At 58.8% G+C, this 24,056-nt stretch carries 22 protein-coding genes and 1 tRNA gene; 14 read left to right on the forward strand and 9 right to left on the reverse strand.

The annotated features are described in order from the left end of the window. The first annotated feature begins 11 nt into the window (after positions 1-11). Complete coding sequence (locus QS713_RS00870) at positions 12-1,328, forward strand: hypothetical protein (RefSeq protein WP_313271674.1); 1,317 nt, start codon at positions 12-14, stop codon at positions 1,326-1,328. Continuing rightward, a complete protein-coding gene (locus QS713_RS00875; RefSeq protein ID WP_313271676.1) occupies positions 1,315-3,771 on the forward strand; it encodes a DNA 3'-5' helicase SftH in 2,457 nt (818 codons plus the stop codon). The genes QS713_RS00870 and QS713_RS00875 overlap by 14 nt, the downstream gene beginning before the upstream one ends. A gap of 240 nt (positions 3,772-4,011) precedes the next feature. On the opposite strand, the gene QS713_RS00880 is transcribed toward QS713_RS00875, so the two are convergent. The 6 genes from QS713_RS00880 to QS713_RS00905 all read right to left on the reverse strand — a co-directional run bounded on the left by QS713_RS00880 (position 4,012) and on the right by QS713_RS00905 (position 8,566). Further along, on the reverse strand, positions 4,012-4,383 hold the full coding sequence (locus tag QS713_RS00880; protein ID WP_313271678.1) for an Rv3654c family TadE-like protein: 372 nt from the start codon (positions 4,381-4,383) through the stop codon (positions 4,012-4,014). 101 nt (positions 4,384-4,484) lie between these two features. Further along, complete coding sequence (locus QS713_RS00885) at positions 4,485-4,838, reverse strand: hypothetical protein (protein ID WP_313271680.1); 354 nt, start codon at positions 4,836-4,838, stop codon at positions 4,485-4,487. Further along, entirely contained in the window at positions 4,831-5,046 is a 216-nt protein-coding gene (locus QS713_RS00890) for a DUF4244 domain-containing protein (protein ID WP_313271682.1), read from the reverse strand. Before QS713_RS00890 ends, QS713_RS00885 begins: the two co-directional genes overlap by 8 nt. A 283-nt stretch (positions 5,047-5,329) precedes the next feature. After that, on the reverse strand, positions 5,330-6,490 hold the full coding sequence (locus tag QS713_RS00895) for a type II secretion system F family protein (RefSeq protein ID WP_313271684.1): 1,161 nt from the start codon (positions 6,488-6,490) through the stop codon (positions 5,330-5,332). Beyond that, positions 6,460-7,650, reverse strand: a complete 1,191-nt coding sequence (locus QS713_RS00900) for a TadA family conjugal transfer-associated ATPase (RefSeq protein WP_313271686.1) — start codon at positions 7,648-7,650, stop codon at positions 6,460-6,462. The genes QS713_RS00895 and QS713_RS00900 overlap by 31 nt, the downstream gene beginning before the upstream one ends. Next, positions 7,637-8,566: a hypothetical protein gene (locus tag QS713_RS00905; protein ID WP_313271688.1), complete on the reverse strand. Its 930-nt coding sequence runs from the start codon at positions 8,564-8,566 to the stop codon at positions 7,637-7,639. Before QS713_RS00905 ends, QS713_RS00900 begins: the two co-directional genes overlap by 14 nt. Before the next feature lie 157 nt (positions 8,567-8,723). Between QS713_RS00905 and QS713_RS00910 the strand changes: the two genes are divergently transcribed. From QS713_RS00910 to QS713_RS00920, 3 genes are all read left to right on the forward strand, one after another. Next, positions 8,724-9,602: a hypothetical protein gene (locus tag QS713_RS00910; protein WP_313271690.1), complete on the forward strand. Its 879-nt coding sequence runs from the start codon at positions 8,724-8,726 to the stop codon at positions 9,600-9,602. A gap of 89 nt (positions 9,603-9,691) precedes the next feature. Further along, complete coding sequence (locus QS713_RS00915) at positions 9,692-10,984, forward strand: transporter permease (protein ID WP_313271692.1); 1,293 nt, start codon at positions 9,692-9,694, stop codon at positions 10,982-10,984. A 33-nt stretch (positions 10,985-11,017) separates the two neighbouring features. Next, the gene (locus QS713_RS00920) at positions 11,018-11,896 is read left to right on the forward strand and encodes an alpha/beta fold hydrolase (RefSeq protein ID WP_313271694.1); all 879 of its coding nucleotides are present in this window, start codon (positions 11,018-11,020) and stop codon (positions 11,894-11,896) included. 12 nt (positions 11,897-11,908) lie between these two features. Here QS713_RS00920 and nth read toward each other — a convergent pair whose 3' ends face one another. Continuing rightward, entirely contained in the window at positions 11,909-12,532 is a 624-nt protein-coding gene (gene nth / locus QS713_RS00925; RefSeq protein ID WP_313271696.1) for an endonuclease III, read from the reverse strand. Positions 12,533-12,730: 198 nt separating this feature from the next. Between nth and QS713_RS00930 the strand changes: the two genes are divergently transcribed. After that, positions 12,731-13,408 (forward strand): Crp/Fnr family transcriptional regulator, encoded by a 678-nt coding sequence (locus tag QS713_RS00930; RefSeq protein ID WP_102217068.1) that lies wholly within the window; start codon positions 12,731-12,733, stop codon positions 13,406-13,408. 207 nt (positions 13,409-13,615) lie between these two features. Here the strand turns inward: QS713_RS00930 and sp36 are convergent, their stop codons facing one another. Further along, on the reverse strand, positions 13,616-13,777 hold the full coding sequence (gene sp36, locus QS713_RS00935; protein ID WP_102216856.1) for a Sp36 family protein: 162 nt from the start codon (positions 13,775-13,777) through the stop codon (positions 13,616-13,618). A 75-nt stretch (positions 13,778-13,852) separates the two neighbouring features. Further along, the gene (locus QS713_RS00940; protein ID WP_102216857.1) at positions 13,853-14,194 is read right to left on the reverse strand and encodes a WhiB family transcriptional regulator; all 342 of its coding nucleotides are present in this window, start codon (positions 14,192-14,194) and stop codon (positions 13,853-13,855) included. A gap of 126 nt (positions 14,195-14,320) precedes the next feature. On the opposite strand from QS713_RS00940, the gene QS713_RS00945 reads away from it, so the two are divergent. The 8 genes from QS713_RS00945 (at position 14,321) to QS713_RS00980 (ending at position 24,026) form a co-directional block, all read left to right on the forward strand. Next, entirely contained in the window at positions 14,321-16,522 is a 2,202-nt protein-coding gene (locus QS713_RS00945) for a transglycosylase domain-containing protein (RefSeq protein WP_313271704.1), read from the forward strand. Further along, a complete protein-coding gene (locus QS713_RS00950; RefSeq protein ID WP_313271706.1) occupies positions 16,522-17,454 on the forward strand; it encodes a metallophosphoesterase in 933 nt (310 codons plus the stop codon). Before QS713_RS00945 ends, QS713_RS00950 begins: the two co-directional genes overlap by 1 nt. 74 nt (positions 17,455-17,528) lie before the next feature. Then, positions 17,529-17,605, forward strand: a tRNA-Pro gene (locus QS713_RS00955). A gap of 441 nt (positions 17,606-18,046) precedes the next feature. Next, positions 18,047-20,674 (forward strand): DMSO/selenate family reductase complex A subunit, encoded by a 2,628-nt coding sequence (locus QS713_RS00960; protein ID WP_313271708.1) that lies wholly within the window; start codon positions 18,047-18,049, stop codon positions 20,672-20,674. Positions 20,675-20,718: 44 nt separating this feature from the next. Beyond that, entirely contained in the window at positions 20,719-21,405 is a 687-nt protein-coding gene (locus tag QS713_RS00965; protein ID WP_313271710.1) for a DMSO/selenate family reductase complex B subunit, read from the forward strand. Between the two features lie 13 nt (positions 21,406-21,418). Continuing rightward, positions 21,419-22,471, forward strand: coding sequence for a dimethyl sulfoxide reductase anchor subunit family protein (locus QS713_RS00970; protein ID WP_313271712.1), 1,053 nt, complete (start codon positions 21,419-21,421; stop codon positions 22,469-22,471). A gap of 2 nt (positions 22,472-22,473) precedes the next feature. Beyond that, on the forward strand, positions 22,474-23,379 hold the full coding sequence (locus tag QS713_RS00975) for a TorD/DmsD family molecular chaperone (RefSeq protein ID WP_313271714.1): 906 nt from the start codon (positions 22,474-22,476) through the stop codon (positions 23,377-23,379). Further along, positions 23,376-24,026, forward strand: a complete 651-nt coding sequence (locus tag QS713_RS00980) for a hypothetical protein (RefSeq protein WP_313271716.1) — start codon at positions 23,376-23,378, stop codon at positions 24,024-24,026. Before QS713_RS00975 ends, QS713_RS00980 begins: the two co-directional genes overlap by 4 nt. The last annotated feature ends 30 nt before the right edge of the window (positions 24,027-24,056 follow it).

A 24,056-nucleotide genomic window follows, 5' to 3' on the forward strand; every position in this document is an offset into this window, starting at 1 on the left:
AAGGAGTGACGATGGTAAATAAACCCCATCTGAACCTCCACCAACTCCAAGAGTTTCTAAACAGCAGTGTAATCGACCTGCCTTTCAAACCCCACGAAGACGGGTTCGTGTTCGAAACCTCCGACGCAGTAATCACCATCCGTATCGCCGCCCCTTCCGTACTACAGATCCGCGGGCGCTGGCGTGGGATAGCGCAAGATTTTACTAGTTTTGAGGCACTCGCCCAACAGGTGCGTAATTGCAACCGCATGCACCCGATCCCAAAAGCGTACTTGGAGCACGTGGACCACTACCAGTACCAGTTATGCGCAGAAGCGAACTCACTGATTACCGATGGCTCCACCGGCACGCACATTATTCACACGCTCGAGCGCAACATGCCGCTCATGGTCGCCTTCTTCGCCAATGTGAGCCGCGAACTGGGGAACAAGCTCGAAGACCCCACCGCCAATGCCGGAACGGGAACCCACGCACCGACGGTAACTACTTTTGGGACAGACACCCCCTCAGGAAAATGGAACGAAACCCACCCGAGTGGAGGGGAAGTCAACCAGGTTCTGGGACAAACTGGCCCGCTCCAAAGAGGAACCGTTGGAACGGAGCCGGGCGGGGCGGAAACGATCGGAACGGAACCGGACGCCAGCGTGATGAACGCGGGAATAGGTGAAGTTTCCATGGGCGCGCGCATCTACCCGGTGCCGAACTTGCGGGTAGAACAATCCAACCCCCGTACGCGGGATCGGGTAGAACAATCCAACCCCCGCACGCGGGATCGGGTCGAACAACGGAACTCACACGCACAGGGGCGGACCAACCCGCAGGTAGTCACGGAACAAACTCGCACGCCCGTAACCCTCGCGCGCATAAGCCACGCCGCCGAAGACCTCGGAGGCCTATTTACCCTAATCGGACCCAACATCGGATGCGTCGAGTTGAACGGTTCCTCATTCGCAATCTCCCTGTGCCCCGCCACCAACTTCATGTCAATGCGCCTGGTGTGGCACACCCAACTCGCGCCCGCAGAAAAATACGAACCCGCGATCTTCACCAGCGCAGACGCGTGGAACCGTAAAGAATTCTTCCCAACCGTCTACACGTGCCCCAACGAAAACGGTGTCAAAGTAGTGGCGAACTACGTGGCGGACGTGGGCGCAAACATGACTAACTCGCAACTGCAAACCCACCTGGTGGTCGGCATGTCACAAACCTACGAAGCCATCGACTTCGTCCGCAACACGGTGTGGTGGGTGTTCAAAAAAGACCGAGCACAAAGCCACGGGTGGATGGGATCTTGCGAAATCGAAGGCCCGGAACATGGCTGCTGCTGAACAGCGGCCCGGACGCGATGACATACTTCAGGTACTCACCCGCATCGCGGACGGTTCTGACCGTCTGATCACCGCGATTCACGTTCCTCAACGCGACGGGCAGGCGCAGCCGTGGCCCGCGTGGGTGCACCCAAAGGTACGCAACCGGTACGAAACCCGCGGTATCGCGAAACCGTGGGCCCACCAAGTAAAGGGCATGGACGCCGTGTGGAACGGCCGCCACACCGTGGTCGCAACCGGCACGGGATCTGGTAAATCACTGGTTGCGTGGGCACCGATTCTGAGCGCGGTCGAACAGGGGGATTCCACGCGCCTATCCGCACTGCACGCCCGCCCATCGGCCCTGTACTTAGCGCCTACGAAAGCGCTCGCGGCCGACCAGATGCATTCTTTGCACGCGCTTGCCGGTAACCAGCTGGCGGCCCGCATTGGGCTTGCGGATGGGGATACGGCTGCGGAGGCGAAAGACTGGGCACGAGCCCAAGCGGACATCGTGTTAACAAACCCCGATTACCTGCACCACGTGCTACTGCCCGGCCATGAACGGTGGACGCGTTTGCTCGCCCGGTTGCGTTACATTGTGGTGGACGAAATGCATTACTGGCGAGGTGTTCTGGGGTCGCATATCGCGATGGTTCTGCGCCGACTACTACGACTTGCCCGCCATTTAGGTGCGCAACCGGTGGTCGTTTTCCTGTCCGCCACCGTCGCGGAGCCAGCATATGCGGCGGCGCGTTTAATTGGGGTTTCTTCCGATCAGATTACCTGCGTGGATGAGGACACTTCCCCCGCTGGTTCGCACGATTTAGTTTTGTGGCAGGGCGCGCAGCAGATGCTGGATGAAGTTCCGATTGAAGAGTACCTGCGTGCCGTTGCCGCGGCGCAAGACGGCACGGGCGTTATGCGCGGTGAGTTCCAACGCCGTTCCGCCACATCTGAAGCCGCTGTTCTGGTGAGTGCCCTGGTGGAGCGGGGTGTACGCCTGCTGGCTTTTGTACGTTCGCGCGGGGCGGCGGAAACGTTGGCGGCACAGGCGGGAGAGCAGTTAGCGGCCCGCGGGTGTGGGTTCCAGGTGGCGGCTTACCGGGGTGGTTTTTTGCCTGAGGAACGCAGGGAACTCGAACAGTCTTTACGCACCGGTTCCCTGCGGGCCTTGGCGACGACGAATGCGCTTGAGTTAGGGATTGATATCTCTGGGTTGGATGCGACCATCACCGCTGGCTGGCCTGGGACCCGCGCGTCCATGTGGCAGCAGGTGGGGCGTGCGGGCCGCTCCGGTGACGCGGGGGTTTCCGTGTTGATTGCGTCCGATAATCCCCTGGATTCTTTTTTGGTTCACCACCCGCAGATGCTGTTGGAGCAGGTGGAGGCGTCTACGTTTGATCCCGCTAACCCGTTTGTGCTTGGCCCGCATTTGTGTGCGGCTGCGGCCGAGTTGGCGTTAACACCGGCTGATGCGCAGCTGTTTGGTCTGCCGGACGTGTCGTATTTTGAGGAGTTAGCGGCTCATGGGTATTTGCGGCGCCGTCCGGCGGGTTGGTTTTGGAATGTTGCGTTGCCGATGCGGCCGTCGGATTTGACGGACATCCGCGGGTCTGCTGGGGAGGTGCAGGTTGTGGATGAGTCCACGGGGTCGGTAATTGGCACTGTGAATGCAGATCAGGCGCATTCGCAGGTGCATCCGGGGGCGATTTATGTGCATCAGGGGCGGACGTATCAGGTTAGTGAGCTCACCCGAGTGCCGGCCACCCCGGGGGCGTCTGGTTCGTCTGCGGGTACTGGTGGGGGCCGGGTAGCGTTGGTGAATGCGGTGACTACCCGGTTGCGGACGCGTCCGACTGTGCATCAGAGCGTGGAGATTTTGAGTGAGACAGACAGTTGGGTGAGTGCGGACGGGTCGGTTCGTTGGTGTGTTGGTGATGTTGAGGTTACGAGCCAGGTAACTGATTTTGACACGCTGCGCCTGCCGGGGTTGCAGTTTGTGACTAATACTGCGTTGGCACTACCTTCGGATACGCTGCGGACAGTGGCGGTTTGGTGGGAGATTGATTCTGAGGCTGTGCGCGCGGCGGGGGTTGCGGACCGGGATTTACCTGGGGCGCTGCATGCTGCTGAGCATGCGTCGATCGGGATTTTGCCGTTGTTAGCTACGTGTGACCGGTGGGATTTAGGGGGTTTGTCAACTGCGGAGCATGAGCAGACGCATGCGCCCACTGTTTTTGTTCACGATGGTTACCCGGGTGGCGCTGGGTTCGCTAACCACGGTTGGTTGCATGCCCGCCAGTGGGTTGAAGCGACGCTGGATGTGGTCGCCACGTGTGAATGTGAGGCCGGTTGTCCGCGCTGCATCCAATCCCCTAAGTGCGGTAACGGTAATGAGCCACTATCTAAACCGGGGGCGTTAGCTCTGTTGCGTTTCTTAGTGCAGCACTGCCCCGAGTGAATGCGCGTGTTTTGTTTTTGTGCGAGTCGTTTTGCACACGCGGTTTTGTGCCCCGTCGCGGTGCGACTGGTGCGCGGTGGGTTTTGCCGGGGAATTAGGTGAGGATTCCACCCCAGCTCTCCCTTCCAGGATGGAATCCCCATGGACGCAAATGTCTTATGGCACTGCGTCTGAAAAGAATTTATCATCACTGGCTCCTCGCGGTGATTTAAAGGTGTGCACACACCGGGTGCCCCTACTCTACTGAAAGCCTGTTTGCGCTGGTAAACCGGCTTTTGCCCGCACTGTTATGGGGACTGTTTGGCCGAGTACCTCAAAGGTCCGCGCCCCGGTTAACCACACGTCATTTCCGTCACTGACACATTTCGTAAGTGCGATTTGGTTTCGGCTGGCGATAGTTTGCCCACGCGCACACTCGTCACCGCGCCCACTGAGCATGGCGTCGGCCGCCGCGAGCGCCGCCATGTCTATTCCTGCGCGTGCTTTCGTTTTCACCGCGTACATCATGGCGGTCGCAACCACCAGCCCTCCTATTATGAGGACCACGAGGATTACCGCGAGCGCGTAGACCGTCCCCGACCCAGCTTCTTGCTCCTTAGTTTTGTCGCGCATGTCTCTGTTGCGCATGGTTCCGGGTGCCTCAGTTCTGCTGCACATGGTTCCGGGTGTCTCAGTTCTGTTGCGCATGGTTCCGAGTACCTCAGTTCTGCTGCTCACGGTTCCGGGTCCTCTTTGGAGGAAACGACTTCGCAGCGCGCGGGCATGACTGCCGCGAACGCGTGAGATGCGGTGACTGTCGCCACGTACGTATCTCCTTGTTGAGCGATTGTTACGGAAGTGGGGCGGGAGACGGATCCGCGTCCCATTTGCGCGGCAGCGCCAGTGGTTTGCCCGATCGAGGCTTCCCGCGCCGCGGTGCGCGCAACTTGACAGGCATCAGCTTTAGCTAATCCGACTGTGGCGGCGCCTAATACTAGTACTAATACGGCGAGGACAGCGGGAATGGTGACTGCGGTTTCGGCACTCACCATCCCCTGCTCTCCCCTGTCTGAGTAGACGTTAGACATTAAGTGCCTTCGAAATGATGCCCTCGAGCAGACCCTGCACGCTCCCGGATTTAACGACCGCCAGCAGGAGCCCCGCGAAGGCGACCGCCGCAATAATCCCCACGGCGTATTCCGCGGTTACCATCCCCGCTTCGTCATCATCCAAGTGATGCGCAATCGGCACTAATGCAGCATCTTTCTGCTCGGTTGTTTGCTTGTTAATACGCATAGTTTTACCTTTCTGTTTTGTGTGTTCTTGCGTGTGTGCCTGGTAATCCCGATATGTTCACCAGTTTCGTGTGCTTATCGAGATGGTTTTATTGTTTCGAGTTTCCAAACAGTCGGTCCGCGCGGTTTTCTCCGACGTGCACTCTTGAGGTGGTGTATAACTCTTGTCCACAGGCAGTTTGTAAGCGTGCCTCAAACTGATTGCAGCGGTTTTTGCCAAAACTATAGGACAGCTATGGGACGCTCTTACGCCTACTGCGACAAAATGGGTGCAAAGGCGGTGCTTACACGGCTGTGAACAGCATGATCACGATAGGCACTACCCCTATACACACGAAAGCGGGCAAAAGACACAGGCCTAGGGGAAGCACGAGTTTCACTCCCAGCTGCTGGGCTTGCTCTTGTGTTTGCGTCAACCGGTTTTTTCGTATCGCCTGGGCCGCCAGAGTTAAGAGTTGCATTGGGGATGCACCAGCGGACCAGGCGGGCCACAGGGCGTCGCAGATTTTTGCGTGATACTCATGAGGCGTTGGCATCTGCGTGCGGGGAGCTCCTAACCGCAGTAGCGTCCCCATGTGGCTAAGAGGCGGATCCGCGCATGCGTGCGCAACTGTGTCCAATGCGTGGGGGATGGATGAGCCGACCCGCAGCGCCGACGCCAGCAAGTTGATTTCTATCACCGGGTCCACGCCCTCAGAGTTGGTCTGCTCTGCGGCTCGTACCATTTTGTGCGTCCACCGGTGCCCGGCGATCCACAGCACGATTCCCAGTGCTAACGCGAGGGAACCTGCGGCGCCGTCGAAGAGTATGCCAGGCAAGTCTGCGCCCAGTAACCAGGCGGCTACCAACCCCAGCGCGGGGAGCCACAGGAGGAGCCGCGCACTCAACCGCGGACCTGCCTGAGCCACGCGTCGCGCCCGATCTGCCACTTTCGCGTCTTCAATACCCTCAAGTACCACTTCAAGGGTCTGTGCCAACGGGGTACCTAAATCGTGGCTTAACTGGCACGCCGCCACGATGGAACTGCGGTAGGGTGCGAACGCCGTGTGGTTACGCACTAGCTCAGGTACGCCCAGGTCGTCTACACTCGCCGCGACACTAATTTCGGCCCCGCCCTCAGTTGGTACATTCTTTCGCTGCGTCCCCGATTGCGCACTGTTTCCCCAAGCTCCCACACGCACTTCCGTCTGCGTGCCCGCGAGCGCTCCCGCCCAGGCGTCTGAGGTTGACAGGCCGCATTTCAAGCGCGAAACCACGTGGGCAAGCAGAACCGCTGGGTCATCGACGCTCTGCGGTTTCACGCTCTCCTTGGGTCGATCCCACCAGTAGGAGCGGAAGCGCCGCGCCCGCATAACCTCGAGAGAAACGATACTCACGCTCACTAGTGAGGTTAGGGCGAGACTGAGCACGAGCATCATGTCAAAATCCGTTTCAACTGCTGCCACGCCTCATCTTTTCGCCCCATTGTGAGTGCTGGGACGGCCTGTAACGGCAAGTGTGGTTCGAACACGGACACCTGTGCGACTTTGCGCCCCTCCGGAGTTCTTTCCACGTGTATCACCGCGTCAAAAGCGGCAACTGCCTGCCTGTACACCGCGTCCTCCGTCATCCCGGCGAGAGCCCCCAGGGCCGCGAGGCGCGCCGGCACATCCGCGGGATCGTTGGCGTGAAGCGTAACCCAGCCACCCTCATGCCCCGTGTTTAACGCTGCCATTACTTCGCGGATCTCCGCGCCGCGGCACTCACCCAGAACGATCCGGTCCGGACGCATACGCAATGCCGCGCGGACCAGTTCTGTTAATGAAATCGCGCCCTGTCCCTGCACATTTGCGTTCCGAGAAGTCAAACTAACCACGTGCGGGTGGTGGGGAGCTAACTCCGGGACGTCTTCGATACAGATGATGCGTTGATCGTCGGGCACCAGGCTGAGGATTGCGGATAGTAACGTGGTTTTCCCACTGCCGGTAGCTCCCGTGAGGATAACGCAAGCACGGGCTTTAACCAGCTGCTCAATGGTTTGAGCGGTGAGGGGATCCACCGTGTTGTTTGCAATCAGCTCGCGCATAGTGAAACTGCGAGGGCGTTTGGTGCGCAGAGAAATCACCGGCCCACCCTGCGCCGGTGGTGACAAGACCGCGTGCAGCCGCGTTCCGTCCGGCAGCGTCCCATCGGCGATTGGAGCAGCGTCATCTAAACGAACCCCTGCAGCCGCAGCCATCCGCACGGCCAGTGCCCGCACATCCGTAGCGCGCGGAAGCTGCCCAGCTGGCTCTAACTTGCCGCCGCGTTCCACCCACACTCCCGCGGGGTTAACGAGCACGTCCGTGACCGCCGGTTCAGCTAGCAACCGCAGCAAGAACGGGTCTGGACCCGCAAGGCTCGCATTCACCTGCGCAAGTTCTTGCAAGAGTTGACGGGTGGAGGCCAGCCGAGCCATCCCCTCATCTACCGCACCGGCCGCGCAGGTTACATCTGCCTCGTACCCGTCAGCTTTGCCGGCTAAGCCCACTATTTGTTTATCAGCCCCACCAGCTGACACAAGCGCACGCCTACTACTTGCGCTCTTGCGGCGCGCTAACGCTTGTCTAACTTCACGGATTCCCATCAGTAGTCTCCTGCACTACATAACGTCGATACATTGGGGTGGAACGCGTAACCGCTGCGGTTAGTGCTCCGTGTTTTCGGCCCACGCGCCGTACTTTCCACGGACCTAACACGGCGTGCACGCGGTGCCCAGCTAACCGTTCCAGTGCGCTGCGGGTCCGCGTCAGATCGCGCGAAACCAGGCAAATCAATGGATCTAAGGCAGGCAGTGCCCGCAAAAGCTCGGGTCGTAACGCGCCCGCGTCAATCACCAGTGGCATCGCAGCAGCCACACCCCGTGCCCACCGAGCAAAACCAGCATCAGTTAGTTGCGGCGGTGCTTGCGATTGCGTGCCCACCACCGCGATCCGCCGGTTCCGTATTCTGCCCGGTAGAGGGGGAGAATCGAATTCGATTTCGCGACTCGCAACATACTCAATTTCCTTACCCACCCGCCCTACCCGCGCGACGAAACCCGGATCATCACTGCAGTCCACTATCGCCAGCGGCCCCGTCAAGTACGCCGAATCGGTAGCAACCCGAGTGGTTCCCGCCCGCCCGTGCGCACCCACCACCACCAGTGGGTGCCGGTTCCCCGCCCCGTACTGACGCGTTAACAATGTCAGAAACTGTTCTTCCTCCCCGGGGAGTTGCACGTCCACACCCAGGCGGATAATCCGTTGCGGACCCGCGGGCTCAGCTGAAGGTGCTGACGTTGCGCCTTTCTGTGCTGAAAGTACAGGAGTTGCACACGCCTCGGCTGAAGGTGCAAGAGCTGCACCTGCCTCGAAAGTAGCAGCATGTGGTTCTTTACCATCAGTTATGAGCGTGTATGGCTCACTCGCCTGCGCGCGTTCAACTACGCGTTCACCCGCAAGTGTTACCAGCGCTTCCACCTGTTCTCGTTTGGGCGCCCCAACTTCTACAACCACGTTCATGCGTCCACTCAACCACCCGCCGCAAGTTTTTGAGATAGGGGTTTTAGGTGCTTGAGGAACCGCGTGGGTGTGGACAGATAGTTTCCACAGGCGCCGCAGTCCAGTGAAGACCAGCCGGAGGTTTCCTAGGCTCGAAAGCTTGGCATAAGCTGAACACATGAGCAAAACTAGCGCCACGCAATGGGGGGAACCCAGGTTCCTGTTCAACCCCACCGAACCCGTGCGCCCAGCGATCATCGTTACGCTTAGTTTTGTTCTGGCCCCCGCTGCGTTCCTACTACTCTTTACCTCCGTGGGGCGGCTGCTAAACGCCGGCGCGGGCGGCACTCCCTTAGCGTCCCCCACCGGTCAGCTAGGGGTACTGGGCAGCGCTATCCTACTGCTCCTCATCGCGCACACTGTGCGGTGGTCTAACGCCGGCATGGGGGTACTAACGATCTGGTCCGCGGCCCTCACCCTCATCTATGCCGCCCAAGGACTACTGGGTGCCAGCTCGTGCACTCAGGCACTAACGCGCTGGACCCAACTGCCTTTATACGCGTGCAGCATCTGCGTGGGGGTAACGCTCATGACCAAGTACATGACTACCCGCGCTCCTCAACCCAACCCGCGAATCCCCGCCTGGCTCGCGTTCACCTGCGCGTTTGTCCTGTCCGGAGCCATTGTCGGCATGCTCTACGTCCTCGCACCCCGCAATGTGGACGCCATCCGCCTTGGGGACGCGTCGCTACTACCGGCCCGCACCAGCGGTGAAGTTGCACTGATCGTCCTCACCTGCCTGGGCGCAATGGTATTAGCCCTCCTGGCGAACATTTCGGTTGGGGCCGTGCAGGCAGCCGCGTGGATTTTCTTCCTCATCCCCGGGTTAATCGTGGTGCCAACCGTGACGACCCTAACGGACGTGACCGCCACCCCGAGTAACAGTGCCATAATTGCCTGGCAAATGACGATGCCCGTGTGCGCCACCATTGGTGTGCTCCTAGCCACCACCACACACGCCATCGCCCTTGCCCACAACCCACAAACCAGTGGATAACATGAGGTCAAAGTGTGTTGTGCGGGCGCGCCAAAACGACAATCACCGCACATGCCACTAGCGTGGAATCATATATTGAGGAGGTTCCTATGAGTGATCCGAACGCTAAACACCCTGAACACGATGATGCCCCCACGTGGGGACTAGCCCCCAACGACACCGATCAGACAGACACGCATTCAGATCTGATCACCCCGTCAGCAGACGATGACGCTCCCACACGCACCTCCTCACCGGCATCACAATCCCCTATGCCAGCTTCACAGGCTCACACGGAGGACACCAACCCGGTTGGCACCGCTGCTGAACATACCAGCACCTCCATTCCACACTCCAACCTCCAAACGGACGAAACACTGCCCGCAACCGGGGGTGGTATCCCTCAAGATGTCTTGGCGCGGCGGCTCGCAGACGAGGAACCTCCCGAAGTTGAACCCGAAGAACCTGAGGAACCCCGGCCCCTCGTCTACTCCCAAGACCCGCACGAACTAGACCTGGATGAACCCGCCACCCAAGACCTGCGCGCAGACGTAGAAACCGACGCGCAAAACACGCATGCAGAGGAGTCAGCGGCAACGCAGTCAGACGCGAACGCGGATACGCAAATGCAAGCCCCAGATACAGGGTCTGCAGAGGACAACGAAGAACTCGCCGTAGACGGGGAGGACGAAGAGGACGACCTGGAGTCCACCAAAGTGCGCCGCCAGTCCCTACTCAAAGTAGACCCGGAACCGGAACCGCAAGACACTCCCGGCACCACCGCGTGGCACCCCCGCCGCTTCCCTGAAGAAGAAGCGGAATACTCCCTGTTTGACGAAGCTTCCGTGGTTCCCGAACTGCCATCGCGCGTGGGAGCACGCGTGCTCTCATTCTTCCTGTATCTAATCGGCTTACCACTCGCGTGGTACCTCCTGTCTGACGCCGCAGCCCGCTTTACCCTAGCGCCCGGCAACGCGATGGACAGCGGCCACATTAACCCCGCGGCCCTCATCGAATTTGCCGGCGGTGGCATAGTGGTCATCGTGCTCGCCTGCCTGTGCATCCGCTCGTCACTGGGCGCACTCATCGGTGGTGTCATCATGATGGCCGGAGGTCTCCTCCCCCTCGCCGTGCCTTCCCTTACCAGTAACTACCTGCAACGCGCACAATCGTGGCTGGAATCATGGAACGCGTTCGGCGCAAACGTGTCCCACCACCTGCAATACACGGGTTTCAGCGGCACCATCTTCACCGCCGGGCTAATCACGTTCCTCATCGGCCTCATCGCGATCCTCGCGCGCCGCGACGGCCGCAACGAACAGCAGATCCGCACGCAAATCGAACAGATCTCACCCACTACCCTAAACAAAGGCCACGGCCACAAAAATGAGGAGAAAAAGTAGGCAGTGACCTCCAAGTTTTCAAAACGACCGGCCATGTCCAACACGATGGGCCGGTCGTTACTCATGCCCTCCGGCCCCTGGTCGCACCGAACGGTCAACGCGGCAGGCGTGAACTTCCACGTCGCCATTCACGGGCCCGAAGACGGTACGCCCGTCCTGCTGCTCCACAGCTTTCCGCGCACGTGGCTGTCTTGGAAACACACGCTCGTTAGCCTCGGAGACGCCAACTGGCGGGCAATCGCCATGGATCTGCGCGGATTCGGTAACTCCGACCTGCAACCCCACGGGCAAGACCCACTGCGCATGTCCGCAGACATCTCCGCCGTAATCAGCGCCCTCGGCTACACCAACGCGCACGTAATCGGCGCGGGCCTCGGGGGAATTCTCGGCTGGATCCTAGCGTCCACCACGCCCAAACGCGTGCGCTCCCTCATGTCCGTGTGTAGCCCCCACCCGCTGTGCGCCACCACGCTTAACCACCCGCCAGCGGTGATGAAGCTTCTTGCCCTTACGCGCGCCCCGTACCTCAACCGGGCGCTACTGAAATCAGGCAGACTTATTGATATGGGCGCGCAAACGCTGTGCGCCCCCGGCAGTCACTTCCCCCTGGACCCGTACCACTACGCGTTCTCCCGCCCCTTCGCAGCAGAAACCGCGTTGGAAGCCACGATCCGTGCGCACGCGCTCACACACAAAACTCGTTCGCGTATCGACACCACAATCGACCGGCCCGTATCCACCGTCATGGCGCGCGAAGATCCGCTGCATACGCGGGCCGCATACCTACGGGACCAGCAGTGGGTACAAGATCCGATTCAAACGTTTGAGGTTCCAGGGGGCCATTACGCCACAGAAGAAGCACCGGCGGAAGTCACCAAGGCTGTGTTCAAACACCTCGAACCGTACGCGTGAACACCGCTGCCATCAGATGGCGGCGGATGGGCATAGCTGCGCCAGTTCGCAGTGCCCACAATCGGGCTGACGCGAATGGCACACGCGCCGACCGTGCTCAATTAACCGGTGGCACAGAACTGTCCAATCCGCATCCGGCAGAACCCGGGCAATATCTTTTTCCACAGCCAGCGGGGCTTTGTGTTTACTCCACCCCAGGCGGCGCGCTAACCGTCCCACGTGCGTGTCCACAGTTATTGCCCGCATCCCAAACGCGTTGCCCATCACCACGTGCGCGGTTTTACGGCCCACCCCCGGCAGGGATTCCAGTTGCTTACGTTCACGCGGTACCTCACCGTGAAAATTATCTTCCAAAGCTGCCCCTAACCGTACCAACTGGCTGCTGCGACGGTTTTGGAAGCCAAGTGGGCGGACAATGCGCGCAACCGCATCCGGATCCGCATTCGCTAAATCTGTGGGCGTGGGATAGTGGTCAAACAGCTGCGGGGTGACCGTATTAACCCGCGCGTCCGTGGTTTGCGCCGAAAGCACAGTGGCAACCAGCAGTTCGTAAGCGTTGCGGTGCACTAGAGCGCAGTGGGCATCGGGGTACAGGTGAGCCAACTCATTTGCAACCGCAGGGGCGTTCGTGTGCATACCCGCCAGCCTAGCTTAAAACCGTGAATTTAAAACAACCGGTTGGAAACCGCAGGTTTGGAACCACGCAGCAGTCAGATTGATAGCCTCAACTGCATTTTATGTATAAACTTGTTAAAGGCATCACAAGAGATTTCAGAGCGCGGCTCAGTCGCGCGCAGTCACAACACCGTTTACAGCGGAGATGGAAGGGAAATCGTGGAGAGTAACTACATCAGTCAGGTCCCACTGTTCGATGGTCTAGATGAACAGCAGCAGACTTCACTGCGTCAGCGGATGGGACAAACAACGCTGCGTCGCGGTGAAGTCCTATTCGAAGAAGGCGACCAAGGCAACCGCCTGTACATCATCACGGAAGGCAAGATTAAACTGGGCCACACCTCGCTCGATGGGCGGGAGAACCTGCTGGCAGTGCTAGGGCCCGGTGAGATCATTGGCGAACTCACCCTCTTTGACCCGGGTGCGCGCACCGCATCAGCAACCGCTGTTTCCCCGGTGACGCTCCTGTACTTGGAGCACTCGGACCTCGTGGAAATTCTGGACACGAACCCGACGATGGCGCGGCACATGCTGCGTTCACTGGCGCGTCGTCTGCGTCGCACCAACGAGTCGCTTGCTGACCTGGTGTTCTCAGACGTACCCGGCCGCGTCGCCAAAGCCCTGCTGGACCTGGCAGACCGGTTCGGCACCCAAACTGACCACGGCGTACACGTACCTCACGACCTCACGCAAGAGGAGCTTGCGCAGCTCGTGGGTGCCTCACGCGAAACTGTTAACAAGTCTTTAGCGGACTTTGTTTCGCGCGGCTGGATCCAGCTCGAAGGCCGTGCGGTAACACTACTGGACCTGGATCGGCTCGCCCGCCGCGCCCGGTAACAACACCCCGGGCCCTAGCGCCAAACCTGCGGTAAGGCTGCATCCGCGGATACCGCAGGTTTAAAACACTTTGAGGCCCCAGCACTGCTGGGGCCTCAACGCAATTATTTAACTAGTGTTTCCATGAACATGAACGCACGCCAAAACAACTAACGTTGCCGCGAGCCTAGCCGCACGCCGGAAATAACTAGTCTTATTTCGAAGTCGCTAGTCTTGCTTAGGGCGTTTCAGATACGCCACAAGACTTTCGGGGTTCGCGGGTGCGGGAACGACCTGCACGAGTTCCCACCCGTCTTCGCCCCACTGATCCAGAATCTGTTTTGTACTGTGCACCAGCAACGGTATCGTTGCGTATTCCCATTTCTGCATGTACCCCATCCTAAGCTACAAATCCGCCCAGTTGAACCCCACCACCGAAAGTGGGACCCACAAGGCGAACGCTTGTTAGCGACGAACGCGCGCGAGAACTTTCGGTACTTTCGGTGTGCGAATCTCTTCCGCTAACGGATCATCTGAATGTAAGATCCATTCGCGCCAATCCTTGACATCCGTGTAGTGGCGGAGCATGGCCCGGCGTTCCCGTTCAGTTAACCCACCCCAGACTCCGAAGTTAGCTTCTGATTGCAACGCGTCCGCCAGGCATTCCAACCTCACCTCGCACGCAAAACAGCGCGATCGAACCTGACGCTGACCTGCGCCCTGAACGAACAACGCGTCGGGAGAATCAGTTGCACACAGCGCCTTCGCTGCCCAGCTCTGATCGCTATCCGCGTATTCGTATTTCATTTGCACCCCATTGATACGTCTTAATACGTAACCTTCTCTACATTGTGACCATACACACATGAACGCGTTTTTACCAATCGGCCTCCAGTTAGGCAGCGAAGGGCCGGTTCGTCGTAGGCTTAGAACATGCCTCATTCGAATATTCGCTCGGTCAAAAAACCGCAGCTCGCCCGTCTCCTCACCGCGTTCCTTGCGGTGTGCGCACTGGCGGGTGTGCTCCTTTCGGGTCTTTTAGTTCCGACCCTTGGGTTAGCGGGCATGGTGGTGAAGTCTGGTCCGGAGGTTTTTGATTCCCTCCCCGCCGACTTGAAGATCGTTCCCCCGTCGGAACAGTCCACTCTTGTGGCGTCAGACGGCACGGTTTTGGCGTCGTTCTACACGGAAAACCGGATTGTCGTTCCGCTCGACAAGATTTCCAAGCACCTTCAGCAAGCAGTTATTTCCACTGAGGACCGCCGGTTCTACGACCATAAAGGCATTGATCCTGAGGGCATGGCCCGCGCCGCGTTGAATAACCTCGGTGGATCCGGGTCCACGCAGGGTGCGTCTACCCTCACGCAACAATATGTGAAGAACTCGCTTCTGGAAGCTGGTTTGCAAAAAGGTGACCAGGACATGATTGATGAGGCAACCGAGCAGACCATCGGGAGGAAATTGCGCGAGGCACGCTACGCCCTGGACCTAGAGAAGCGGTTGTCGAAAGAAGAGATCCTGGCGGGGTACTTGAATATCGCCCCGTTCGGCCCCAACGTGTACGGGGCGGAAGCGGCTGCGCACCTGTATTTCTCAAAACCAGCTGCGAAACTGGACGCATTAGAATCCGCGCTGCTAGCGGGAATTGTTAAATCCCCCAATGAGTACAATCCGCTGCGGAACCCGGATGCGGCTCAGGATCGGCGGGACACGGTCCTAACGTCAATGCTGGCGCAAAACAAGATCACGCAAGAAGAGTACGACAAGTTCGTGAAAATCCCAGTGAAGAAAATGTTGAAACCCGACTACACTCCCCAGGGGTGTGCGGGAGCTGGCAACGCCGCGTACTTCTGTGAGTACGTGCGGTCTGAACTGCTGCGGTCAAAAGAGTTCGGGGCATCCCAAGAAGACCGATTGCAGAAACTGCAGCGCGGTGGTTTAACCATTAAAACCACGTTGAATAAGGACTTGCAGGCGAAAGCGTTCAAGGCGGCGCAAGATCGGATTCCAATTAACGACCCATCGGGTGCCAACACGGCGATAGTTTCTATGGATCCACGCAACGGCGCGATTGTGGCGATGGCGCAGAACACGAACTTCGGCACCCCCACGGAGCAGAACCCGGGAGCAACACAGAACTCGATCACGGCCGATAAGGCACACGGTGGTGGTGATGGGTTCCAGGCGGGGTCAGCGTTGAAGCCGTTCACGATGCTCGAATGGTTCCGTGAGGGCCGCTCCGCGTATGAACGGGTTGGAGGCCACTCCATTCACTTCAGCCGAGGAGAGTGGAATATTCCATGCGCCCCCCAGATGGCGGACAACTGGACGGTGCAGGATGTGGACGGTAAACCCGGGTCGTTCAACATTATTGAGGCCACGGAGAAGTCTGTGAACCGTGCCTACGCGCACATGGCAACCCAGTTGGATATGTGCAAGCTCTTTGACGGCATGAAAGACCTGGGGATCTCTAAGCCCGACGGTTCCCGGTTGGATCCGCACCCGTCGTCCATTATTGGTGCACCGGCAACCCCGCTGAGCATGGCGCGCGCGTATTCTGCGTTCGCTAACAAAGGTAAGTTGTGCAAACCCATGTCCGTGACCGAGGTGACGGATCGGGATGGTAAGCAGGTTGCGAAGTTCAAGTCTTCTTGTTCGCAAGCGATACCGGAGAAGAATGCGAACCAGGTGGCGGATGTGCTGCAGCAAACCACGCAGAGCGCGTTCTACCGCGCCTCTGACATTGGCCGCCCGCACATCGGGAAGACCGGGACTACGGATAACAACGCGGGTCTTTGGTTCGTGGGTGGTACCCCGCAGCTGATTACCAGCGCGTGGGCGGGTTACGCTTCCCAGTCTTCGGCGTCGATGAATGGCATTACCGTTAACGGCACATACTACGGCACGGTTTACGGTGGTACGTTCACCGCTCCGATGTGGAAGCAGTACATGGAGTCTGCTTTGGAGGGCCAGGAGGTAATGAACTTCCCTGAGGCAGACTTGACTAACGGGAAGAAAGACGAACCCGCGCGGGCTCGTGAGCCGCAGCATCAGCAGGCTGAAGACGAGGGTGAGCGGGATGCCGAACCTCAATACGAGTACGTTTACGAATATGAGGAAGACGACGGCGAATAGTGCCTAAAAAACCAGTTTTAACACGATTGAGGTACGCAACCGCGGTGGTGGCGGCAACTGCGATGGCAGGGTTGGCGTGGACGCAGGTGGAGCGGCGGTGGCCGACGGTGCGTCACGTGGATGCCCACGGCGTGCTGCCCACCGGGTCTGCGCCAGTGCGGGTTCTGCACGTGTCTGATCTGCACCTGTTTCCAGGCCAGGATTTTTTAGTTGATTTTGTGCGCAGTTTAGCGGAACTGGAGTTCGACTTCGTCGTGTCTACGGGCGATAACTTCGGGTCCACCCGAGGGTTGCCGATGCTACGCCGGGCGTACGAGCCTCTGCTGGGCCATCCCGGCGCGTTCGTGTTTGGTTCTAACGACTATTATTCGCCGCAGCCAAAACCGTGGCATTCTTACCTGGTGGGTTCGCGCCGCCACGCGTTCAACCGGGTGTCGCGTACAAAACCGGATTTGCCGTGGCAGGAGTTGGAAGCGTTTTTTCACAACGCCGGCTGGGTTAACTTGAACAACCGGGCGGGGCACGTGCAGTTAGAGGACGGGCGCACGCTGGCACTAATGGGGGTGGATGACCCGCATATTCACCGCGACCGGATGCCCGTTCCGAATGCGGATTGGAATTCTCCTGAGGCGCTGCGGATCGGCTTGTTGCACGCTCCTTACCAGCGGGTCCTCAACGAGTTCGTCCACTTGGGAGCGCAAGCACTGTTCGCGGGGCATACGCACGGTGGGCAGTTGCGCGTGCCAGGCGTGGGGGCGATTGTCAGTAACTGCGATGTGCCGCGCAGCATGGTGCGTGGTTTACACCGCTGGCACACCGCCGAAGGGGCCGCGGTTTTGAACGTGTCCGCTGGTTTAGGTACGTCCATGTATGCGCCCGTGAGGTTTGCCTGCCGGCCTGAGGTTAGCTTGGTGACCTTACATTCCGCGTGAGGTTCATTACCGTTACAAAAGTCTTTTGGTGGTTTGACAGCCGCTTGGCTATACTAATCAAGTCGCTTTGACTTCGGGGTGTGGCGCAGCTTGGTAGCGCGCTTCGTTCGGGACGAAGAGGTCGCAGGTTCAAATCCTGTCACCCCGACCATATGATGTCTCGAGGCATTGTTAACTGGTGTCTCGGGGCATTATTTACATTATTTTGCGCTATTGTTTACTTTTTAGTTGGTAGTTTTTGTTGGGGTCGAGTGCGATCTCGACAGCTATTCCTTTGGCGTTGTGGTTGATTACTTTTCCGGTGTTGTGGTTGCTTATTAGGATCTTGTTGTTTATGGGCTCTTCACCACAAACTCTTTTTAGAAAAACCCTGGATAGTATTTAAGTAATTGCTTACTGTTTTAAAAGATTTTCTTGGCACTAAATCATGAGGCGTCGCTCACCTCAAAGAACCCATTATTTCCCGTATTTACGCGCTTTAAGCCGAGTCGAAGAAGAATTTGCGGTTGCTTTCACCCCTCCCCTTTCGTCCCCTATTTTTGACGGAAACAACCGTTACTATTGAGGCAGTTATTAACTCCAGGGAGGGACGTTGCGAGTACTACACGAAGCTCAGAAAGAGCCGAAAGCCAGCATTCAAGCAGAACCTTCATCTGAGACCCCCGATAAACGAGGTGGGGTAACCCGCCGGTCATTCCTCGGATGGTCAGCAGTGGCCGGTGCAGGGCTCGGACTCGTGGGATGTTCCACCCAGAAAAACCCGTACTCCATTCACGGCCAAGCCCTCGTGGCAAACGGAACCGGACGCACCGACGTCGATAAAACCGTGTGGTCAGCCTGCACCGTGAACTGTGGGTCACGCTGCCCCCTGCGCCTACAAGTTAAAGACGGGCAAGTGGTACGGGTCTTACCCGACAACACGGGCACAGATGAGCTGGGGAACCAGCAGGTACGCGCCTGCCCGCGCGGCCGGTCAATCCGCCACCGCATCTACAATCCGGATCGTCTCAAACACCCCCTCAAGCGCAAAGCCGGTACTAAACGCGGGGACGACCAGTGGGAAGAAATCAGCTGGGACCAGGCCCTAACCGAAATCGCGCAGAAAATGAAAGAGATTAAACGCGACTACGGAAACGAAGCGTTCTACATTAACTACGGCACGGGGGTACTTGGTTCCACGATGTCTTGCTCATGGCCGCCAAATACGACGCCCGTGGCGCGGCTGCTGAACCTCTACGGCGGGTACTTGGACCACTACTCGGACTACTCCACTACGGGTATCACTCAGGCATACCCCTATTTTTACGGCGGGTGGCAAAACACGAACTCGCTTGACGACGTGATGAACTCAAAATTGCAAGTCATGTTCGGTAACAACCCGCAAGAAACCCGCATGTCTGGCGGTGGGCAAACCTTCGTCACCCAATACGTTAAACAGCACGCGAATGTGAAAACGATTGTGATCGACCCGCGTTACTCCGAAACGTCGATTGCTCTTGGTGACGAATGGGTTGCGCTACGGCCCGGCACGGACGCCGCCCTGATCGCCGGAATGATTTACGTGATGATCAAAGAGGGGTTGCACGACCAAGCGTTCCTAGACAAGTACTGCGTGGGATTCGACGAGAACACCTTACCCGAAGGCGCACCGAAGAACTCCTCTTACCGCGCTTACCTAGAAGGTAAGGGCCCGGACAAGACAGCGAAAACACCGCAGTGGGCGGCGCGCATAACGGGGGTACCTGCTAAACGTATTGAACAGTTGGCCCGCGAAATCGCCGGTGCTAAACCGTGCGCAATCAGCCAAGGGTGGGGGCCGCAGCGGCACGCGAACGGTGAGAACGCAGCCCGCGCCATCTTCTTGCTCGCAGCCGTAACCGGTAACATCGGCATCCCCGGTGGGGGTACTGGTGGCCGGGAAGGGGGTTCTTCCCTACCGGTAGACCCGATTTTTAACACGGAGTACACGAACCCCTCAAACAAAATTATTTCCGTATTCGGATGGCTCGACGCGATTGAACGCGGCCCCGAACTAGACACGTTCAACGCCGGGGTGGGGGTAAAACCAGAACCGGGCGTGCGGGCCCTGAAAGTACCGGTAGACGAGGATGGGAACCCGACGAACACGAAACTGGAAGTGCCAATTAAGGCGGTGTTCAACTACGGTTCCAACTCGCTCGTGAACCAAACGGGAGATAACAACCGGTCGGTAGAGATCCTCCAGAATGAAGAAAACTGTGAACTGATCGTCACGTGCGACATCATGAAAACCGTGACGGCACGGTACTCGGACTACATTCTGCCAGGCACGTCCACGTCGGAGGAATCGGACTTCCACCAGGGGGAAAACGCAACCCCAATGGCGTACGGGATCGTGTCGCAACAGGCGATTAAACCGCTGTACGAATGCAAATCCATTTTCGACATCTGCACCCTACTAGCAGAAAAACTCGGGTTGAAAGACGAGTTCACGGGTGGGAAAACGCGTGAGGAATGGCTGGAAGCCACGATTGCTGCCGCCCGCGAAGAAGACCCCGACCTACCCACGTACGCGCAGTGGAAAGAAATGGGAATCTACCGGCGCAAAGTTGATTCCGAGGTACCCATGGCGGATTTTCGAGAAGACCCGCAAGCGAACCCGTTGGACACGCCGTCTGGGAAGATCGAGATCTACTCCAAACGCCTCCAAGACATGGGGCAAAAATGGCACTTCGGGCAAATCCACGAGCAGCGCAAAGGCGATAAACTCACGGCCCTACCGGAATACATTGAAACCTGGGAAGGCCCAGCGGAAGCACAGGAGAACCCGGATTACCCACTGCAGGTGATCGGACACCACTTCAAGGGCCGCACTCACTCTTCGTACGGGAACGTGGAATGGCTCAAAGAAGCGCACGTGCAAACCGTGTGGCTTAACCCGATTGACGCGAAAACCAGGGGCATTAAGAACGACGACCTCGTGTTTGTCTACAACCCGCGCGGCACCATCCGGCTGCCTGCGAAAGTGACGACGCGGATCAGCCCCGGAACGGTTTCAGTCCCTCAGGGCGCGTGGTACGACCCGAAACCATCCACGGAAGTGAAGCCCCCTAAGGGCGCTAACCCAAATAAACCAGTGGACGTGAACGGGTCCGTGAATACGTTAACGTCCCTGCACCCCACCCCGCTGGCGAAAGGCATGGGCGTGCACACCACCCTCGCGCAAGTGGTGAAGGCATAGGCGTCGAAGCCAAGTGGTGAAGGCATAGGTGAAGAGGAAGATAGATGAGTAACGAGAAGATACCCGCCCCGGGCCGTGCAAACACGGTGGATGCGCCGCTGACGCAACCGGGCGCGAACTACGGTTTCGTATTCGACCAGAACGTGTGTAACGGGTGTAAGGCCTGTCAGATTGCCTGTAAGGATAAGCACGACCTGCCCCTGGGGATGAACTGGCGCAAGGTTGTGGAATACACGGGTGGTTCGTGGTCGCAAAACGATGCGGAGAACACGTTCACCCCATCCGTGTTCAGCTACTACACGTCGATTTCTTGCAACCACTGCGTGAACCCCGTGTGCGTGCAAGTGTGCCCCACGACCGCTATGACTAAGCGCGAAGACGGCACGGTGTACGTCGACCAGTCCAAGTGCGTGGGCTGCCGGTACTGCCAGTGGGCGTGCCCCTATGGGGCGCCGCAGTTGGATGCCCGCACGGGCCACATGTCTAAATGCGACCTGTGTTATGACTACCGAGTGGAGGGGCAGAATCCGGCGTGCGTGGATGCGTGCCCAACCCGGGCTTTGGGGTGGGGGCCGATTGATGCGCTGCGGGAAGAGTACGGTAGCGAAGCGGGGATTGCGCCCCTACCGGATCCGTCGATTACGGAACCGAACCTGGTGATTAAACCGCACCGGGATGCACAGAAGTGGGATCGGGGCACCGGCATGGTGCAGAGCCCGAAAGAGATTTAGGTAGGAGAATCCAATGCATGTGGGCGAACTGCCTATGATTATTTTTACGGTCGTTGCGCAGATGTCCGTGGGCGCGTTCTGGACGCTGGGTTTAATCCAGTTTTTGGGGCGTTTGAGGCGCGTGGATCGCACTGCGGTTGATCGCATCACGAACGCGGGGCTCTACGCGGCGGGCCCGTTGTTGGTACTGGGCTTTTTCGCGGCTTTCTTCCACCTACACGACCCGTTCCACTCACCGTTCACACTGCTGCACTTGGGGAGTTCTTGGTTGTCGCGCGAGCTGGTTAGCGGGGTGGCGTACGGCGCGTTCGGCGCGGTGTTTGCCCTCACCCAGTGGTTCAACTGGCTGTCGCGCACCGCGCGGGAAGTGCTGGCGGCACTCACGGCGGTTGCGGGCCTGTTTTTGATCATTTCGATGAGTGGGGTTTACTACTTTACGGTTACGGTGCCGGCTTGGCATTCGTGGTTCACGTGGGTGCTGTTTTTCGGTTCCACACTGTTCACCGGCCCGTTGGCAGTGGCGGTTGCGTTAACCGCTACGCTCGGGGTGTCACACAAGCGCCGCACGCAAACCCGCGTTTCGAAGCCCAGTAGTGGCGCGGGGCAGCCGATGATGGGAACTCGGGTTTCGCGGTGGCGAAAGAGCGTTGGGTTTGTCTCGCGCGGTTTCTTCCCTGAAGGTAGTTTCGAACCGGATGCGTACGCGCTATCTACCGCTTCGCTGCGCATGTCGAACGTGATATCCGTGGTGTCGGGCCTGTGTCTGCTGGTTGCTTACGGCGTGCGGGTACCGCAATTGGCGTTGGGGACCAGTGTGGAGCACGCGGTGGCGCAGGCGATGACGGCCCACGGTTACCTGGTGATTCGCCTGGTTACCCTGGTGATTGCCGTGGTGTTGACCGCGTGGGTGGCGCGTAAATCGTGGGATACTAGCCGCCGCCCGGCCCGGGCGTTAGTGTGGGGTCTTGGGGCCGCGTTCGTTTTCGCGTTGGTTACGGAACTGATTGGGCGCGGCATGCATTATGAAGGTTTGATTCACGTTGGGTTAAACACGACATTCGGGTGAGTATGAGTATTGATTCGCAGGTTCTTGAGGATTTTGCGCAAGCGTTCACGGTGGCGTCTACGCTGCAGTTGAGTCCGCTTTCTAACGCCGCTGCGGCGGAGCTTGTGCAGATGGGTCCGCATTGGCCGCTTAATGGTTTTGAGGCTGCGTGGCAGCTGCTTGCCGACGGGGTGGATGAGGGTGAGTACGCGCGGTGGCAAGACATGAACCGCGTGTATGGGCTAACTGGGCCAGCTGTGGTACCTCCGTACGAGTCCGTGCACACGGGTGATGATGGTTTGATTTTTGACCGCGACACCCTTCAGGTCCGTTTAGAGTACCTTCAGCTTGGCCTTGAGGCACCCCGGCTTAACAACGAGCCCGATGACCACATTGGGTTGGAACTGTCGTTTTTAGCGCACGCGTGCATGACGGCGGCGCAAGCGCAAACAGAGTTGTTCGCGCAACGAGCCGTCGGGGTGGCGGTAGATTTTTCTGCCCGCCACCTGCTGGTCTGGGGCCCGCCCATGTTGCGTGCAGCCTTGAGGGAAGCGTCTACCCAGTGGTTTAAAGGGGTGCAAACGTTAACGTTGCAACTGCTGGAGCAGTGGCAAGAACTGCTGGTCAACGCCGGTTTAGCGACCGTTGGCAAGCAAACTGGTTCAGATGGTGACTCCGCGGATAGCGCCCCGACCTCAGGAAATAAAACCGAAATACCATCCGGTGGCGACACGGACGGTTCGGGCGGCAAGAGTGCTGACGCTGACCGTTCGGAAGGCAAGAGTGCTGACGCTGACCGTTCGGGCGGCAAGACTGCTGGCGCCGGGGAACGGGCGGGCGTTAAACGCGACGGTGGAAAACAGGCGGACTCTGAGCGCAAAGCCGGGGAACGGGCGGGTTCGAAGCGCGACTGGTTAGAGGCATTATGATCCGATTCGACCCATTGGAAACGCCCGAACCGGGGGATGTGAACAGTAGGGGAACTCGGCTGGGGACAGTAGCGTCCGTGCTGGCGATGCTGCTTGCTGCCCCACCTTCGCGCGGAATGGAGTTGAACCTGCGGGACGGGCAGATGCTTGATTTATGGCCGCTGCGCGATGAGGATTCGCAAGCGGGGGTACGTAAACTCCGCACCGTAATGGCGGGTGGGCCGCTGCGTGTATCCGGCGAATACAATGCGTTGCTTGGCCCCGGTGGGTGCGTGCCAAAAAGTGAGACTGCAGCGACTGGGGCCGAGGCAAACCAGGGGGGACAGACGCTGGCGGGCACGTATGCGCGCTATGGTTTTGCGCAGCCGCATCTGCAGCACTTGGGATTCGGGCACGTTGCGAACCAGGTGGGATTCGTGGGGGTGCTCGCAACCACTTTGGCGCAGTGTGCGCGCGAAAACACGGACTTGTCTGAGCATGCGCGGGTGTTTTCCACTTTTCTAGATGACCACGCCGGCCCCCTGTGTGCGCGCGTGGTGAAGGGGATTCGCAGTGAAGGGTCGAGCGAGTTCTACAGTGCGGTTGGGGATCTACTGGTGGGGTTCTTGAAAGAAGCCGCGGCCCTAGCAAACCATCTAACCGACTAGCTTGCTGGGCCGCGGCTGCGCAGCTATCTC

This window comes from Gleimia hominis, from assembly GCF_032085515.1.
Lineage (GTDB): Bacteria > Actinomycetota > Actinomycetes > Actinomycetales > Actinomycetaceae > Gleimia > Gleimia hominis.

What these genes read in the sequence shown, in the direction of transcription:
- QS713_RS00900 (WP_313271686.1), bottom strand. Translation starts at nt 7,650, where the DNA reads ATGGGAATCCGTGAAGTTAGACAAGCGTTAGCGCGCCGCAAGAGCGCA.
- QS713_RS00870 (WP_313271674.1), top strand. Translation starts at nt 12, where the DNA reads ATGGTAAATAAACCCCATCTGAACCTCCACCAACTCCAAGAGTTTCTA.
- QS713_RS00920 (WP_313271694.1), top strand. Translation starts at nt 11,018, where the DNA reads ATGTCCAACACGATGGGCCGGTCGTTACTCATGCCCTCCGGCCCCTGG.
- QS713_RS00915 (WP_313271692.1), top strand. Translation starts at nt 9,692, where the DNA reads ATGAGTGATCCGAACGCTAAACACCCTGAACACGATGATGCCCCCACG.
- QS713_RS00975 (WP_313271714.1), top strand. Translation starts at nt 22,474, where the DNA reads ATGAGTATTGATTCGCAGGTTCTTGAGGATTTTGCGCAAGCGTTCACG.
- QS713_RS00905 (WP_313271688.1), bottom strand. Translation starts at nt 8,566, where the DNA reads ATGAACGTGGTTGTAGAAGTTGGGGCGCCCAAACGAGAACAGGTGGAA.
- QS713_RS00890 (WP_313271682.1), bottom strand. Translation starts at nt 5,046, where the DNA reads ATGCGTATTAACAAGCAAACAACCGAGCAGAAAGATGCTGCATTAGTG.
- QS713_RS00910 (WP_313271690.1), top strand. Translation starts at nt 8,724, where the DNA reads ATGAGCAAAACTAGCGCCACGCAATGGGGGGAACCCAGGTTCCTGTTC.
- QS713_RS00885 (WP_313271680.1), bottom strand. Translation starts at nt 4,838, where the DNA reads ATGTCTAACGTCTACTCAGACAGGGGAGAGCAGGGGATGGTGAGTGCC.
- QS713_RS00940 (WP_102216857.1), bottom strand. Translation starts at nt 14,194, where the DNA reads ATGAAATACGAATACGCGGATAGCGATCAGAGCTGGGCAGCGAAGGCG.
- QS713_RS00880 (WP_313271678.1), bottom strand. Translation starts at nt 4,383, where the DNA reads ATGCGCGACAAAACTAAGGAGCAAGAAGCTGGGTCGGGGACGGTCTAC.
- QS713_RS00875 (WP_313271676.1), top strand. Translation starts at nt 1,315, where the DNA reads ATGGCTGCTGCTGAACAGCGGCCCGGACGCGATGACATACTTCAGGTA.
- nth (WP_313271696.1), bottom strand. Translation starts at nt 12,532, where the DNA reads ATGCACACGAACGCCCCTGCGGTTGCAAATGAGTTGGCTCACCTGTAC.
- QS713_RS00970 (WP_313271712.1), top strand. Translation starts at nt 21,419, where the DNA reads ATGCATGTGGGCGAACTGCCTATGATTATTTTTACGGTCGTTGCGCAG.
- QS713_RS00945 (WP_313271704.1), top strand. Translation starts at nt 14,321, where the DNA reads ATGCCTCATTCGAATATTCGCTCGGTCAAAAAACCGCAGCTCGCCCGT.
- sp36 (WP_102216856.1), bottom strand. Translation starts at nt 13,777, where the DNA reads ATGCAGAAATGGGAATACGCAACGATACCGTTGCTGGTGCACAGTACA.
- QS713_RS00965 (WP_313271710.1), top strand. Translation starts at nt 20,719, where the DNA reads ATGAGTAACGAGAAGATACCCGCCCCGGGCCGTGCAAACACGGTGGAT.
- QS713_RS00980 (WP_313271716.1), top strand. Translation starts at nt 23,376, where the DNA reads ATGATCCGATTCGACCCATTGGAAACGCCCGAACCGGGGGATGTGAAC.